Annotated in this window: 9 protein-coding genes and 20 tRNA genes; 27 read left to right on the forward strand and 2 right to left on the reverse strand. The window is 52.7% G+C overall.

Going from position 1 to position 12,278, the window contains the following annotated elements; all coding sequences use genetic code 11:
• Window positions 1–110 precede the first annotated feature (110 nt).
• From pth to KDD30_RS11905, 22 genes are all read left to right on the forward strand, one after another.
• A complete protein-coding gene (gene pth / locus KDD30_RS11800) occupies window positions 111–701 on the forward strand; it encodes an aminoacyl-tRNA hydrolase (protein WP_211646058.1) in 591 nt (196 codons plus the stop codon).
• A gap of 71 nt (window positions 702–772) precedes the next feature.
• Window positions 773–1,864 carry a redox-regulated ATPase YchF gene (gene ychF / locus KDD30_RS11805; protein ID WP_211646059.1) on the forward strand — a complete coding sequence of 364 codons (1,092 nt, stop codon included), beginning with the start codon at window positions 773–775 and terminating at the stop codon, window positions 1,862–1,864.
• Window positions 1,865–2,132: 268 nt separating this feature from the next.
• Window positions 2,133–2,209: transfer RNA gene (locus tag KDD30_RS11810), tRNA-Met, on the forward strand.
• A gap of 34 nt (window positions 2,210–2,243) precedes the next feature.
• Window positions 2,244–2,330, forward strand: a tRNA-Leu gene (locus KDD30_RS11815).
• A gap of 28 nt (window positions 2,331–2,358) precedes the next feature.
• A tRNA-Leu gene (locus KDD30_RS11820) sits at window positions 2,359–2,443 on the forward strand.
• Between the two features lie 3 nt (window positions 2,444–2,446).
• A tRNA-Gln gene (locus KDD30_RS11825) sits at window positions 2,447–2,521 on the forward strand.
• A gap of 45 nt (window positions 2,522–2,566) precedes the next feature.
• A tRNA-Met gene (locus tag KDD30_RS11830) sits at window positions 2,567–2,643 on the forward strand.
• 38 nt (window positions 2,644–2,681) lie between these two features.
• A tRNA-Leu gene (locus KDD30_RS11835) sits at window positions 2,682–2,768 on the forward strand.
• A 76-nt stretch (window positions 2,769–2,844) separates the two neighbouring features.
• Window positions 2,845–2,919, forward strand: a tRNA-Gln gene (locus tag KDD30_RS11840).
• A gap of 39 nt (window positions 2,920–2,958) precedes the next feature.
• Window positions 2,959–3,035 (forward strand) — tRNA-Met (locus tag KDD30_RS11845).
• 34 nt (window positions 3,036–3,069) lie between these two features.
• Window positions 3,070–3,156 (forward strand) — tRNA-Leu (locus KDD30_RS11850).
• A 29-nt stretch (window positions 3,157–3,185) separates the two neighbouring features.
• Window positions 3,186–3,270: transfer RNA gene (locus KDD30_RS11855), tRNA-Leu, on the forward strand.
• A 3-nt stretch (window positions 3,271–3,273) separates the two neighbouring features.
• Window positions 3,274–3,348, forward strand: a tRNA-Gln gene (locus tag KDD30_RS11860).
• A 90-nt stretch (window positions 3,349–3,438) separates the two neighbouring features.
• Window positions 3,439–3,525 (forward strand) — tRNA-Leu (locus KDD30_RS11865).
• 35 nt (window positions 3,526–3,560) lie between these two features.
• Window positions 3,561–3,645: transfer RNA gene (locus KDD30_RS11870), tRNA-Leu, on the forward strand.
• Between the two features lie 3 nt (window positions 3,646–3,648).
• Window positions 3,649–3,723 (forward strand) — tRNA-Gln (locus KDD30_RS11875).
• Window positions 3,724–3,792: 69 nt separating this feature from the next.
• A tRNA-Leu gene (locus KDD30_RS11880) sits at window positions 3,793–3,879 on the forward strand.
• Between the two features lie 27 nt (window positions 3,880–3,906).
• Window positions 3,907–3,981, forward strand: a tRNA-Gln gene (locus tag KDD30_RS11885).
• A 33-nt stretch (window positions 3,982–4,014) separates the two neighbouring features.
• Window positions 4,015–4,091, forward strand: a tRNA-Met gene (locus KDD30_RS11890).
• Window positions 4,092–4,137: 46 nt separating this feature from the next.
• Window positions 4,138–4,224: transfer RNA gene (locus KDD30_RS11895), tRNA-Leu, on the forward strand.
• A 26-nt stretch (window positions 4,225–4,250) separates the two neighbouring features.
• Window positions 4,251–4,325: transfer RNA gene (locus KDD30_RS11900), tRNA-Gln, on the forward strand.
• 70 nt (window positions 4,326–4,395) lie between these two features.
• Window positions 4,396–4,482, forward strand: a tRNA-Leu gene (locus KDD30_RS11905).
• Between the two features lie 198 nt (window positions 4,483–4,680).
• Here the strand turns inward: KDD30_RS11905 and KDD30_RS11910 are convergent.
• On the reverse strand, window positions 4,681–5,841 hold the full coding sequence (locus tag KDD30_RS11910; protein WP_211646060.1) for a 2-octaprenyl-3-methyl-6-methoxy-1,4-benzoquinol hydroxylase: 1,161 nt from the start codon (window positions 5,839–5,841) through the stop codon (window positions 4,681–4,683).
• 314 nt (window positions 5,842–6,155) lie between these two features.
• On the opposite strand from KDD30_RS11910, the gene miaB reads away from it, so the two are divergent.
• From miaB to lnt, 5 genes are all read left to right on the forward strand, one after another.
• Window positions 6,156–7,580 (forward strand): tRNA (N6-isopentenyl adenosine(37)-C2)-methylthiotransferase MiaB, encoded by a 1,425-nt coding sequence (gene miaB, locus KDD30_RS11915; RefSeq protein ID WP_211646061.1) that lies wholly within the window; start codon window positions 6,156–6,158, stop codon window positions 7,578–7,580.
• A 75-nt stretch (window positions 7,581–7,655) separates the two neighbouring features.
• Entirely contained in the window at window positions 7,656–8,723 is a 1,068-nt protein-coding gene (locus KDD30_RS11920) for a PhoH family protein (RefSeq protein ID WP_211649898.1), read from the forward strand.
• A 5-nt stretch (window positions 8,724–8,728) separates the two neighbouring features.
• On the forward strand, window positions 8,729–9,193 hold the full coding sequence (gene ybeY / locus KDD30_RS11925; protein ID WP_211646062.1) for an rRNA maturation RNase YbeY: 465 nt from the start codon (window positions 8,729–8,731) through the stop codon (window positions 9,191–9,193).
• A 97-nt stretch (window positions 9,194–9,290) separates the two neighbouring features.
• Window positions 9,291–10,163: a CNNM family magnesium/cobalt transport protein CorC gene (gene corC / locus KDD30_RS11930; protein WP_211646063.1), complete on the forward strand. Its 873-nt coding sequence runs from the start codon at window positions 9,291–9,293 to the stop codon at window positions 10,161–10,163.
• Window positions 10,163–11,722, forward strand: coding sequence for an apolipoprotein N-acyltransferase (gene lnt / locus KDD30_RS11935; RefSeq protein ID WP_211646064.1), 1,560 nt, complete (start codon window positions 10,163–10,165; stop codon window positions 11,720–11,722). The genes corC and lnt overlap by 1 nt, the downstream gene beginning before the upstream one ends.
• 59 nt (window positions 11,723–11,781) lie before the next feature.
• Here lnt and KDD30_RS11940 read toward each other — a convergent pair whose 3' ends face one another.
• Window positions 11,782–12,264 carry a zinc ribbon-containing protein gene (locus KDD30_RS11940; RefSeq protein WP_211646065.1) on the reverse strand — a complete coding sequence of 161 codons (483 nt, stop codon included), beginning with the start codon at window positions 12,262–12,264 and terminating at the stop codon, window positions 11,782–11,784.
• Window positions 12,265–12,278 lie beyond the last annotated feature (14 nt).

The following is a 12,278-nucleotide window of genomic DNA, read 5'->3' on the forward strand; positions in this document are numbered from 1 at the left end:
AAAGTTCTGTTACACGCCCCGCCCAGTGCGGGGCGTGTTTGTTTTTATTTATGCCCGCAGCAGTGGTAACATAGCGCGCGTTTTGATCCCGATGACATAGAGAGACCAGCGTGAGTCAAAAAATCCGTTTACTGGTTGGCCTGGCAAACCCAGGTCCGGAATATGCCAAAACCCGCCACAATGCCGGTGCCTGGGTTGTGGAAGAACTGGCAAGGATCCACAACATCACCTTGAAAAACGATCCGAAATATTTCGGTCTGACCGGCCGGATCCAATTAAATGGCGATGATCTGCGCCTGCTGGTTCCAACAACATTTATGAATCTGTCCGGGAAATCTGTGTCGGCGCTGGCCAACTTTTTCCAGATTTCACCCGAAGAGATTCTGGTTGCTCATGACGAGCTGGATCTTCCGCCGGGGATTGCGAAATTCAAACTGGGCGGTGGTCACGGGGGCCATAATGGTTTGCGCGATATCATCAGCAAACTGGGCAATAACAAAAACTTTTATCGTCTTCGGGTGGGCATTGGCCATCCGGGAGACAAAAACAAAGTCACAGGTTTTGTTTTAGGCAAAGCCCCGGTGGGCGAACAGTCAATGATTGACGCTGCCGTTGACGAATCTGTGCGCTGCCTTGATCTCTGGCTGAAAGATGGCCTGACCAAAGCACAAAACCGGCTTCATTCGTTCAAAGCCGAGTAAGATTAATCTGACTTTTTCACCATTCCGCAGCCATGCGGGATGCCGGAAGCATCACTATAGGGTTTCAAGCCATGGGTTTTAAATGTGGTATCGTGGGCCTGCCAAACGTAGGTAAATCCACACTGTTCAACGCGTTGACAAAAGCGGGCATCGAAGCTGCCAACTTCCCGTTCTGTACAATCGAACCAAATACAGGCGTGGTGCCTGTGCCGGATCTGCGTCTGGATAAATTGGCTGCGATTGTGAATCCGGAGCGGATTCTGCCAACCACAATGGAGTTCGTTGACATCGCTGGTCTGGTTGCCGGTGCGTCCAAGGGTGAAGGTCTGGGGAATAAGTTCCTGGCCAACATCCGTGAAACTGATGCGATCGGCCATGTTGTTCGTTGTTTTGAAAACGACAACATCGTGCACGTTGCCGGCAAGATCAATCCACTTGAAGATATCGAAGTCATCAACCTGGAACTGGCACTGTCGGATCTGGATACCTGTGAGCGTGCGATTCAGCGTTTAGCGAAACGTGCGAAAGGTGGTGATAAAGACGCAAAATTTGAAATCACGGTGCTGGAAAAAATGCTGCCAACCCTGACTGAAGGCGGCATGGCCCGTTCAGTTGAGCTGGCAAAAGAAGAAAAAGCAGCGATTGATTACCTGAACTTCCTGACGCTAAAGCCAACCATGTACATTGCCAATGTCAGTGAAGATGGTTTCGAAAACAACCCATATCTGGACACTGTCATTGAGCATGCCAGTAAAGAAAACGCGGTTGTTGTTGCTGTTTGTGCTGCCATCGAGTCTGAAATTGCAGAACTGGATGATGCGGATCGTGAAGAGTTTCTGGCTGATCTCGGCATTGAAGAACCGGGCCTGAACCGGGTGATCCGCTCGGGTTACGAGTTGCTGAACCTGCACACTTACTTCACCGCTGGTGTCAAAGAAGTTCGCGCATGGACCATTCCTGTCGGCGCAACTGCACCTCAGGCTGCCGGCAAGATCCACACCGATTTTGAAAAAGGCTTCATCCGCGCAGAAGTGATCGGCTACGATCACTACATCGAATTCAATGGTGAAAACGGTGCAAAAGATGCGGGTAAATGGCGTCTGGAAGGGAAAGATTACATCGTGAAAGACGGCGATGTGGTTCATTTCCGTTTCAACGTTTGATTCTGCTTCAAAAACGAACCGATTCAGGGCCAGCATTGCTGGCCCTTTTTCGATTCCGCACGTCGGATTGATGCTTTTTTACCCGCCAAATCACTCACCTAGCATGGCAATCGGCCATTTCGTCCAAATAAGCACCGAACAGGCAGATTTTGTAGGGATTCTTAAAAAAACTATTGACGCTCAAAGCTGGGGTAAGCATAATGCGCCCCGTTCCCGAGACAGTGCCAGTTCAATGGCAACAGCGAAATGCTGGCTGAATCGGCATGATGGCTACGTAGCTCAGTTGGTTAGAGCACATCACTCATAATGATGGGGTCACAGGTTCGAATCCCGTCGTAGCCACCATTCTCACTCAGTGAGAAACAAGATGTCATTCCATGCGGTGGTGGCGGAATTGGTAGACGCGCTAGCTTCAGGTGCTAGTGTCCGCAAGGACGTGAGAGTTCAAGTCTCTCCCTCCGCACCAATGACATCAGCCTGAAAGGCAACAATTTGCGGAAGTGGCGGAATTGGTAGACGCACCAGATTTAGGTTCTGGCGCCGCAAGGTGTGAGAGTTCAAGTCTCTCCTTCCGCACCATGTAGGGCTATCGCCAAGCGGTAAGGCAGCGGCTTTTGATGCCGCCATTCCCTGGTTCGAATCCAGGTAGCCCTGCCATATTCAAAACGTGGGTCTGTTGACCGGCGTTGGTACAAAATTGATGGCTACGTAGCTCAGTTGGTTAGAGCACATCACTCATAATGATGGGGTCACAGGTTCGAATCCCGTCGTAGCCACCATAAATTTGCTGAAAAGCAAATCGTTCACCCAGCGTATTGCGGTGGTGGCGGAATTGGTAGACGCGCTAGCTTCAGGTGCTAGTGTCCGCAAGGACGTGAGAGTTCAAGTCTCTCCCTCCGCACCAATCTCTGAGGTGGACAGAAAGAAATGGTTCTTAATCATTTCTTTCTTGAATTGCACAATTGTTTGTGACATTCTGCAGGGCTATCGCCAAGCGGTAAGGCAGCGGCTTTTGATGCCGCCATCCCCTGGTTCGAATCCAGGTAGCCCTGCCACATTTACAACGAAGGCAACGCCGGCGTTGAACACAAAGTGGCTACGTAGCTCAGTTGGTTAGAGCACATCACTCATAATGATGGGGTCACAGGTTCGAATCCCGTCGTAGCCACCATTCTCACTCAGTGAGAAACAAGATGTCATTCCATGCGGTGGTGGCGGAATTGGTAGACGCGCTAGCTTCAGGTGCTAGTGTCCGCAAGGACGTGAGAGTTCAAGTCTCTCCCTCCGCACCAATGACATCAGCCTGAAAGGCAAACAATTTGCGGAAGTGGCGGAATTGGTAGACGCACCAGATTTAGGTTCTGGCGCCGCAAGGTGTGAGAGTTCAAGTCTCTCCTTCCGCACCATTTAGGGCTATCGCCAAGCGGTAAGGCAGCGGCTTTTGATGCCGCCATTCCCTGGTTCGAATCCAGGTAGCCCTGCCATATTTTCAGATACCGAGTCTTACCAGCTCGATGTCTTTCCCGGTGAAACGGGATCAGGTGAGAAATCACCCAAACGAGAAGTTATTCACTGCGGTGGTGGCGGAATTGGTAGACGCGCTAGCTTCAGGTGCTAGTGTCCGCAAGGACGTGAGAGTTCAAGTCTCTCCCTCCGCACCAATAACTTTTCTGATGTCAGTGACATCCTACAATTTGCGGAAGTGGCGGAATTGGTAGACGCACCAGATTTAGGTTCTGGCGCCGCAAGGTGTGAGAGTTCAAGTCTCTCCTTCCGCACCATTTAGGGCTATCGCCAAGCGGTAAGGCAGCGGCTTTTGATGCCGCCATTCCCTGGTTCGAATCCAGGTAGCCCTGCCATATTTTGAAGGTACCGAGCGTTACCAACTCGATATCTTTCCTGCTTCGGCAGGAGAATGAATACCACGTGCGGTGGTGGCGGAATTGGTAGACGCGCTAGCTTCAGGTGCTAGTGTCCGCAAGGACGTGAGAGTTCAAGTCTCTCCCTCCGCACCAACTTTCGATCTGTTACAGATCACCTGCAGGGCTATCGCCAAGCGGTAAGGCAGCGGCTTTTGATGCCGCCATCCCCTGGTTCGAATCCAGGTAGCCCTGCCATTTTTCACTTCGTTCGGTTGAACGTTTGAAAATGGCTACGTAGCTCAGTTGGTTAGAGCACATCACTCATAATGATGGGGTCACAGGTTCGAATCCCGTCGTAGCCACCATTCTCATCCCCTGCCAAGGATTTGAATGGCAACAGAGTCAATACACGCGGTGGTGGCGGAATTGGTAGACGCGCTAGCTTCAGGTGCTAGTGCCCGCAAGGGCGTGAGAGTTCAAGTCTCTCCCTCCGCACCAATTGACTTCTGAAAATTTGAAATTTTAGGGCTATCGCCAAGCGGTAAGGCAGCGGCTTTTGATGCCGCCATTCCCTGGTTCGAATCCAGGTAGCCCTGCCATTTTGCTTCAGAAACACTTTTCAGGTGTTTTGAAAGCTCGAGAAGACCTTTGGGTCTGACTCACCATGTTGCGGTGGTGGCGGAATTGGTAGACGCGCTAGCTTCAGGTGCTAGTGTCCGCAAGGACGTGAGAGTTCAAGTCTCTCCCTCCGCACCAACTTTCTGGCTTTCCAGAGGTTGTAAAACAATCAGAAGTGACTCCGGTAACGTCGCAAAATGAGCCAGCATCATGCTGGTTTTTTTGTCCCTGAAATTTGCTGCCCCATAGAGTCATATCCGTCGCTCAACTTTCTTCGTTCACTGATCATAAAAAAAGCCACACGACGGTGGCTTTTCTGGCTGACGTTGTTGCGGTTTACAACCCAAGCGCGTATTTCAGAACCCGATGTTTTAACGGACCTGTATGGTCGGCCAGCTTCAATCCGACATTCCGTAACACGGCAAAAGGCAGCAAATCATTGCTGAACGCTTTGTAAAACACATCCATCCCCGTTTGCATTATCAGGTTATCTGGCCGGCGACGCCGCTCATACCGTTGCAGAACGCATGTCTCAAACCAGAAATCACCGCCATTGGCCATTTCATCCAGCAGAACATCGACATCTTTGAAGCCCAGATTCACACCCTGCCCCGCTAATGGATTGATGGTGTGTGCAGCATCGCCCAGCAGCACAATGCCGTTCTGAAAGTAAGTTTGCGCATGTCGCCGGGTCAGCGGGAAGCTGCCCTTGTTTTGCACCGTGATCTGGCCGAGTTCAGCCGGGAAAGTCTTTGCTATTTCCTGTGCCAGTTGCGGATTCGGCATCGCCGTTAATTGTTTGATGCGGGCCGGATGATCATACCAGACGAGGGATCCCTGATGGCCCGGCATGGGCAGAAACGAACGCGGCCCCTGCGGGGTAAATTGCTGCCAGGTGATCTCCTGCTGTGGCAGTTCTGTTTCAACACTGATCAACAGACAGTGCTGGCGGTAATCCCAGGCTGTGATGCCAATCTTTGCCAGTTGCCGGACTCTGGAATTGGCGCCATCGGCCCCGACCAGCCAGCGGCTTTTCAGACGCTGACCGTTATCCAGTTCGATTTCATAGCCGTCTTCCGCGGCCTGAAAATTTTCCAAACGCGCAGGACAAATCAGTGTCAGATTCGGCAGATCTTCAAATGCTTGCCACAAACCCAGCTGGATCAGGCGGTTTTCCACCATAAAACCCAATTCGGGCAATCCTAAATCTTTGGCGCTGAAACGGGTCCGGCATTCCGGGTGCTCCCAGGTCTCCAGACGCCGGAAAGGACACAAGCGCATCACCCGGATATGGTCCCAGGCTTTGAGTCGTTCCAGCAGTTTTACCGACTGGGCTGAAATCGCGGAAACCCGTAAATCCATCGGTTGCGATTCATGGTAAGCCTCGGGCTTTTCTCCTTCAATCACGGCGACTTTCCGGCCCTGACGGGCCATGCCCAGCGCTGCCGCTGCACCTACCATTCCGCCGCCGGCAATCACGACATCAAACTGTTCCATGCTGGTCTCTCAATGCTTAACGTTGACGACATTCTAACGGCTTTCCTCTGCTTGGCTACCTTCTGACATCAATCGACTGTTTTTTCCTGCTGAATCCATCCGTCCGGCCTTCATGTTTCAGCCACAAGACAGCCAGCCTGCCGATTTTATAATCAGCATTGATGATCTGGTCACACCGGGTCGAAAGCAGTACAATACGCGGCTTGCAATTTAAGCTGGCTAACAGAGAAGGGGCACAGCGCCTTCCAGGCACAGCCGACGCTGCATTCGCAGCATGAAATGCACCGAATTAACACACGAGTGAAGAGTGAGACATGGCGAAGAAACTGCTGATCAAAACCTGGGGCTGCCAGATGAACGAATACGATTCATCAAAAATGGCCGATCTTCTCAACGCGAATGGCGGTTATGAGTTAACAGAAGAACCAGAACAAGCAGATGTACTACTCCTGAACACCTGCTCCATCCGTGAGAAGGCTCAGGAAAAAGTTTTCCATCAGCTTGGCCGCTGGAAGACCCTGAAAGATAAAAAGCCAGATCTGGTGATTGGCGTCGGTGGCTGTGTTGCAACTCAGGAAGGCGACTCGATCCGCGAACGTGCGCCTTATGTGGATGTGATCTTTGGTCCGCAAACCCTGCACCGCCTGCCGGAAATGATTGCGAAGTCTCAGTCTGAAGAAGCGCCGGTGATGGACATCTCCTTCCCTGAAATCGAGAAGTTCGACCGCCTGCCGGAGCCCCGTGCAGAAGGCCCGACAGCTTTCGTTTCCATCATGGAAGGCTGTTCAAAATACTGCACCTTCTGCGTGGTGCCATACACTCGTGGTGAAGAAGTCAGCCGTCCGCTGGATGATGTCCTGTTTGAAATTGCACAGCTGGCAGAACAAGGCGTACGTGAAGTGAACCTGCTGGGTCAGAACGTGAACGCATACCGCGGTGTCACCCATGACGGTGAAATCGCTTCGTTTGCTGAGCTGCTGCGTCTGGTCGCCGCAATCGATGGCATTGACCGGATTCGTTACACCACCAGCCACCCCATCGAATTTACCGACGACATCATCGAAGTCTACGCAGACACGCCTGAAGTGGTCAGCTTCCTGCACCTGCCGGTCCAGAGTGGTTCCGACCGGATTCTGGCGATGATGAAGCGTCCGCACACGGCTATCGAATATAAGTCGAAAATCCGTAAGCTTCGCAAAGTCCGCCCGGAAATCACCATCAGCTCCGATTTCATCGTGGCTTTCCCGGGTGAATCCGATCAGGATTTCCAGGACACCATGAAGCTGATCCGCGATATCGATTTCGACATGAGCTTCAGCTTTATCTACTCTGCACGTCCGGGCACCCCGGCGGCGGATTACCCGTGCGATCTGCCGGAAGATGTGAAGAAGCAGCGTCTGTACGAACTGCAGCAACAGATCAACAGCCAGGCGATGCGCTACTCTCGCCAAATGCTGGATACCGAACAGCGGATTCTGGTAGAAGGTCCGTCGAAGAAGAACATCATGGAACTGCGCGGCCGGACCGAAAATAACCGTGTCGTGAACTTTGAAGGTTCAGTTGATTTGATCGGTCAGTTTGTCGATGTCAAAATCACAGACGTATTCAACAACTCCCTGCGTGGTGAGCTTGTCCGTACCGAAGCAGACATGAACCTGCGGATTGCCGTGTCTCCAAGCGAGATCATGGAGAAAACCCGTAAAGAAGATGAATTGGGTGTAGGCGTTTATACTCCTTAATGAGAGGACAGAAATCTCTGCCCATGCCCAATAATTTCGGCCGCCCGTTACAGTGGGCGGCCTACTGAGAGGCAAATCTTGAGCAAAATTATTACTGTAGAACTGAATCTCGAACCCGCCGATAATCACCGCCTGGCCAGCCTTTGCGGTCCATTCGACGACAACATCAAACAACTGGAACGCCGCTTGGGCGTTGAAATCAGCCACCGCAGCCACAGTTTCAGTATCGTCGGTCAACCCCATACAGCAGCAGCCACTGCCCATATCCTGAAGCATCTCTACGTGGACACCGCCCCGGTGCGCAATGTGATCCCGGATATTGAGCCGGAACAAATTCACTTGGCAATCAAAGAATCCGGTGCACTGGAACAAGACACCACCACCAGTATCCCTTATGGCAAAGAAGTGAACATCAAGACCAAGAAGGGCGTGATCAAACCACGGACCCCGAATCAGGCGCAGTACATTGCGAATATGATTGGTCATGACATTACTTTCGGGATTGGCCCTGCCGGTACGGGTAAAACCTATCTGGCGGTTGCTGCCGCGGTCGATGCACTGGAACGTCAGGAGATCCGTCGGATCCTGCTGACCCGTCCCGCAGTTGAAGCCGGTGAGAAGCTGGGGTTCCTGCCGGGCGATCTGAGCCAGAAAGTCGACCCTTATCTGCGCCCGCTGTATGACGCCTTGTTCGAAATGCTAGGCTTCGAGCGGGTTGAAAAGCTGATTGAGCGCAATGTGATTGAAGTCGCCCCGCTCGCTTATATGCGTGGCCGGACACTGAATGATGCCTTCATCATTCTGGATGAGAGCCAGAATACCACGGTCGAGCAGATGAAAATGTTCCTGACCCGGATTGGCTTTAATTCCCGTGCGGTGATCACCGGTGACGTCACCCAGATCGACCTGCCGCGAGGCGCACGTTCTGGTTTGCGCCATGCAATCGAAGTGCTGGCCGATGTCGAGGAAATCAGCTTTAACTTCTTCCAGGCTTCAGACGTCGTGCGTCACCCGGTCGTTGCCCGGATCGTTCAGGCTTATGAGATCTGGGAAACCGAAGATCAGAAACAACGCAAACTGGCCGAACAACGCCGTCGCGAGCAGCAAACGTCGCGACAGGCCAGCCCAGAAACGGAAGAATAAGCCCGATGGCGATTTATCTGGATTTACAGCTTGCCACTGCTGATGAAAGTGGCCTGCCGACAGAAGCCGACTTCCAGCGCTGGCTGGAAGCGGCTGTCACCCCGTTCCAAGCCGATGCGGAAGTGACGATTCGTTTGGTGGATACCGAAGAAAGCCAGGCGCTGAACCATGAATACCGTAGCAAAGACAAGCCAACCAATGTGCTGTCTTTCCCGTTTGAGGCACCGCCGGGCGTTGAACTGGAGCTGCTGGGCGATCTGATCATCTGTCGTCAGGTCGTTGAAAATGAAGCCCAGGCACAGGAAAAACCACTGTTTGCCCACTGGGCACATATGGTTGTACACGGCTCGCTTCATCTGCTAGGTTATGACCATATTGAAGATGACGAAGCCGAGGAAATGGAAGCGCTGGAAACTGAAATTATGCAGGGTCTGGGGTTTGCCAATCCTTACGAGGCTGACCAATACTAACATCAGCCCAGGCAGTCATTTTAAAGCAATCCGGTCGGCACCCAATCGCTTGGCGCCGGCTTTCCGTGGCTCTGGCCACTTATTTGAATAGAAAGCAATGAACGACGATAACCCCCAAAATTCTGACGGTCCGAGTCGAAAGACCTTCTTTGAACGTATTGGCCAGCTCTTTCAGGGCGAACCACAGAATAAGGAAGAACTGGTCGATGTGATCCGGGATTCCGAAGAAAATGATCTGATCGATCATCACACCCGCGACATGCTCGAAGGTGTGATCCAGATTTCTGAAATGCGCGTCCGGGATATTATGATCCCCCGCTCTCAGATGATCACCATAGAACGTTCACAGAAGGTTGAAGATCTGATTGATATCATTGTTGATGCCCAGCACTCCCGCTACCCGGTCATCAGCGACGATAAAGACCATGTCGAAGGCATCCTGCTGGCAAAAGATCTGCTGCGCTACCTGCGCCCGGATAGCGAGCCGTTTGAACTCGACGCCATTCTCCGTCCGGCGGTTGTTGTGCCGGAGAGCAAGCGGGTGGATCGCCTGCTGAAAGAATTTCGGGAAGAGCGCTACCACATGGCCATCGTGGTCGATGAATTTGGTGGCGTTTCCGGCTTAATCACCATTGAAGATATCCTGGAGCAAATCGTTGGCGAAATCGAAGATGAATTCGACGACGAAGAAGAGCAGGAAATCCGTCAGCTGAGCAAACACACCTGGAATGTGAAGGCATTAACAACCATTGATGACTTCAACAAAATGTTCCAGACCAGCTTCAGCGTCAATGACATCGACACCATCGGTGGTCTGGTCATGACCAGTTTCGGTCACCTGCCAACCCGTGGTGAAGTGGTCGAACTGGAAGGCTACGCGTTCAAAGTCACAGCAGCGGACAGCCGCCGGATCATTCAATTACAAGTGACGGTGCCGCAGGAGGCACACCAACCAACGATGACGCCCTGATGAGACGAATCGACAATTTAAACCTTTGGGGACGGCTGCTGTTAGCCGTCCCGGCAGGTGCGCTGGCAACCCTGTCTTTCGCGCCCTATCAATTCTGGTATCTTGCCCCGCTTTCCCTCATTGTTTTCTTTACCCTGCTGCAAAACCAACGTCCGAAAACGGCCTTCTGGACCGGACTGGCATGGGGTTTAGGCCTCTTTGGCAGTGGCGTGTGGTGGGTACATGTCAGCATTGCCGACTTTGGCGGCATGCCAATCGCCGCCGGCCTCTTCCTGATGGCTCTGCTCATCGGCTATCTCGCCCTCTTTCCGGCCCTGTTTGGTGCACTCTTTGCCAGACTCGGCCATGGACGCCCTTTCCACCAGCTCATGCTGATTGGCCCGGTACTCTGGCTATTACTGGACTGGCTGCGTGGCTGGCTGTTCACCGGATTCCCTTGGCTGTGGCTGGGGTACGGACAAATCCACGGCCCCTTTGCCAGCTTCGCGCCGATTCTCGGTGTAGAAGGACTGACGCTGGCCCTGGTGTTGAGCTGCGGTGCATTGGTTGCTGCGGGTTATTACCGTAACTGGAAACCGCTGATGCTGCCGGCCCTGATTTTTTTTCTGGCTTATCAGGCCAAAGGCATTGAGTGGGTTCAGCCGGATCCCTACAAGCCGGTGAAAGTTGCTCTGGTACAGGGAAATATCCCTCAGGCGATGAAATGGCGACCGGATCAGCAATGGCCAACCCTGATGAAATATCTGGATCTGACCCGTGAAAACTGGGACGCCGATGTCATTATCTGGCCAGAAGCAGCGATCCCTGCACTGGAGCAGCAGGTCGGCACTTTCCTGAGTCGTCTGGACGAAGCCGCACGCATGAATCAAAGCGCGGTGATCACGGGTGTTCTGGACAAAACCGAACAGGGCGAGTTTTTCAATAACATCCTGACGCTGGGTGTGAACCGGGATGGCGAATATCATTACGATACAGTCAGCCGGTACAGTAAACACCATTTACTGCCCTTTGGTGAATTCGTGCCGTTCGGAGACATTCTGCGCCCGATTGCGCCATTCTTTAATCTGCCGATGTCTTCATTCAGCCGCGGCGATTTCATTCAGCCCAACCTGGAAGCGAACGGTTACGCGCTAGCGCCAGCCCTATGTTATGAGATTGCCTTCAGCGAGCAGGTCCGCCAGAACGTAGGGATGGGCACGGATATGCTGTTAACCCTATCGAACGATGCCTGGTTTGGCCGCTCAATCGGCCCTCACCAGCACATGGAAATTGCGCAAATGCGGGCACTGGAAACAGGCAAACCATTGCTGCGTGCCACCAATACCGGCGTAACCGCTGTGGTCGATCATCACGGACAAATCATCGCTGAACTGCCTCAATTCGAGACAGGTGTACTGCGCGCCACGGTCACTCCGACCAAAGGCTTGACGCCTTATGTCTCTTTAGGCAGCTGGCCGCTGTACCTGTACATGCTGTGGGCGGTCACTCTGTCCTGGTTACTGGTGAAACGCCGCCGGGGAGATTTCCGGGATACCAATCCCCAGGAAGGCGTTCACTAATCAACATCCATCCATGACAGGGTGCAAATGCGCCCTGTCATGCGTATACATCAATCATCCTAAGGGGCCAGTGGCTGACGGGTAAACTGCTTTCCGCCGCACTTCATACAAGGCTCAATGGTCCGGACATGAGTATATTGCTCATGATGACCACATTTCTCGCAGACAAGATGACCCAGCCCGACGATTTCCCCGGCCTGATACACGCCCCGGTGTTTCAGATCATCCATGACTTCCACCCACTCCAGCTGCGTTTTGTCCGTCACCTCAGCCAGACCGCGCCAGATGGTTTCAGACACCAGATGATAAAACGGGCTTTCTGAAAACGGCGCCGGACTTTCCTGCACATTCTGCCCGAACTCCTGCACATCACGCTTCAGATACTGTCGGATCAGCGCCAGCTCGTCTTTGGTCATATCACTGGCCGCCTCCCGGTATTTTTCAGTGGTTTCAATCCAGTGCTTCAGCTCTTCCGGACTGTGCTTTAAGGTTTCCGTCATTTCTTCCAACATGGATTCATAGGCTGCTTTTTGTTTACCCATGTAAGATCTCCCTG

This window comes from Photobacterium sp. GJ3 (assembly GCF_018199995.1).
Taxonomy (GTDB): domain Bacteria; phylum Pseudomonadota; class Gammaproteobacteria; order Enterobacterales; family Vibrionaceae; genus Photobacterium.

What these genes read in the sequence shown, in the direction of transcription:
- ychF (WP_211646059.1), top strand. Translation starts at nt 773, where the DNA reads ATGGGTTTTAAATGTGGTATCGTGGGCCTGCCAAACGTAGGTAAATCC.
- KDD30_RS11910 (WP_211646060.1), bottom strand. Translation starts at nt 5,841, where the DNA reads ATGGAACAGTTTGATGTCGTGATTGCCGGCGGCGGAATGGTAGGTGCA.
- miaB (WP_211646061.1), top strand. Translation starts at nt 6,156, where the DNA reads ATGGCGAAGAAACTGCTGATCAAAACCTGGGGCTGCCAGATGAACGAA.
- ybeY (WP_211646062.1), top strand. Translation starts at nt 8,729, where the DNA reads ATGGCGATTTATCTGGATTTACAGCTTGCCACTGCTGATGAAAGTGGC.
- corC (WP_211646063.1), top strand. Translation starts at nt 9,291, where the DNA reads ATGAACGACGATAACCCCCAAAATTCTGACGGTCCGAGTCGAAAGACC.
- lnt (WP_211646064.1), top strand. Translation starts at nt 10,163, where the DNA reads ATGAGACGAATCGACAATTTAAACCTTTGGGGACGGCTGCTGTTAGCC.
- KDD30_RS11940 (WP_211646065.1), bottom strand. Translation starts at nt 12,264, where the DNA reads ATGGGTAAACAAAAAGCAGCCTATGAATCCATGTTGGAAGAAATGACG.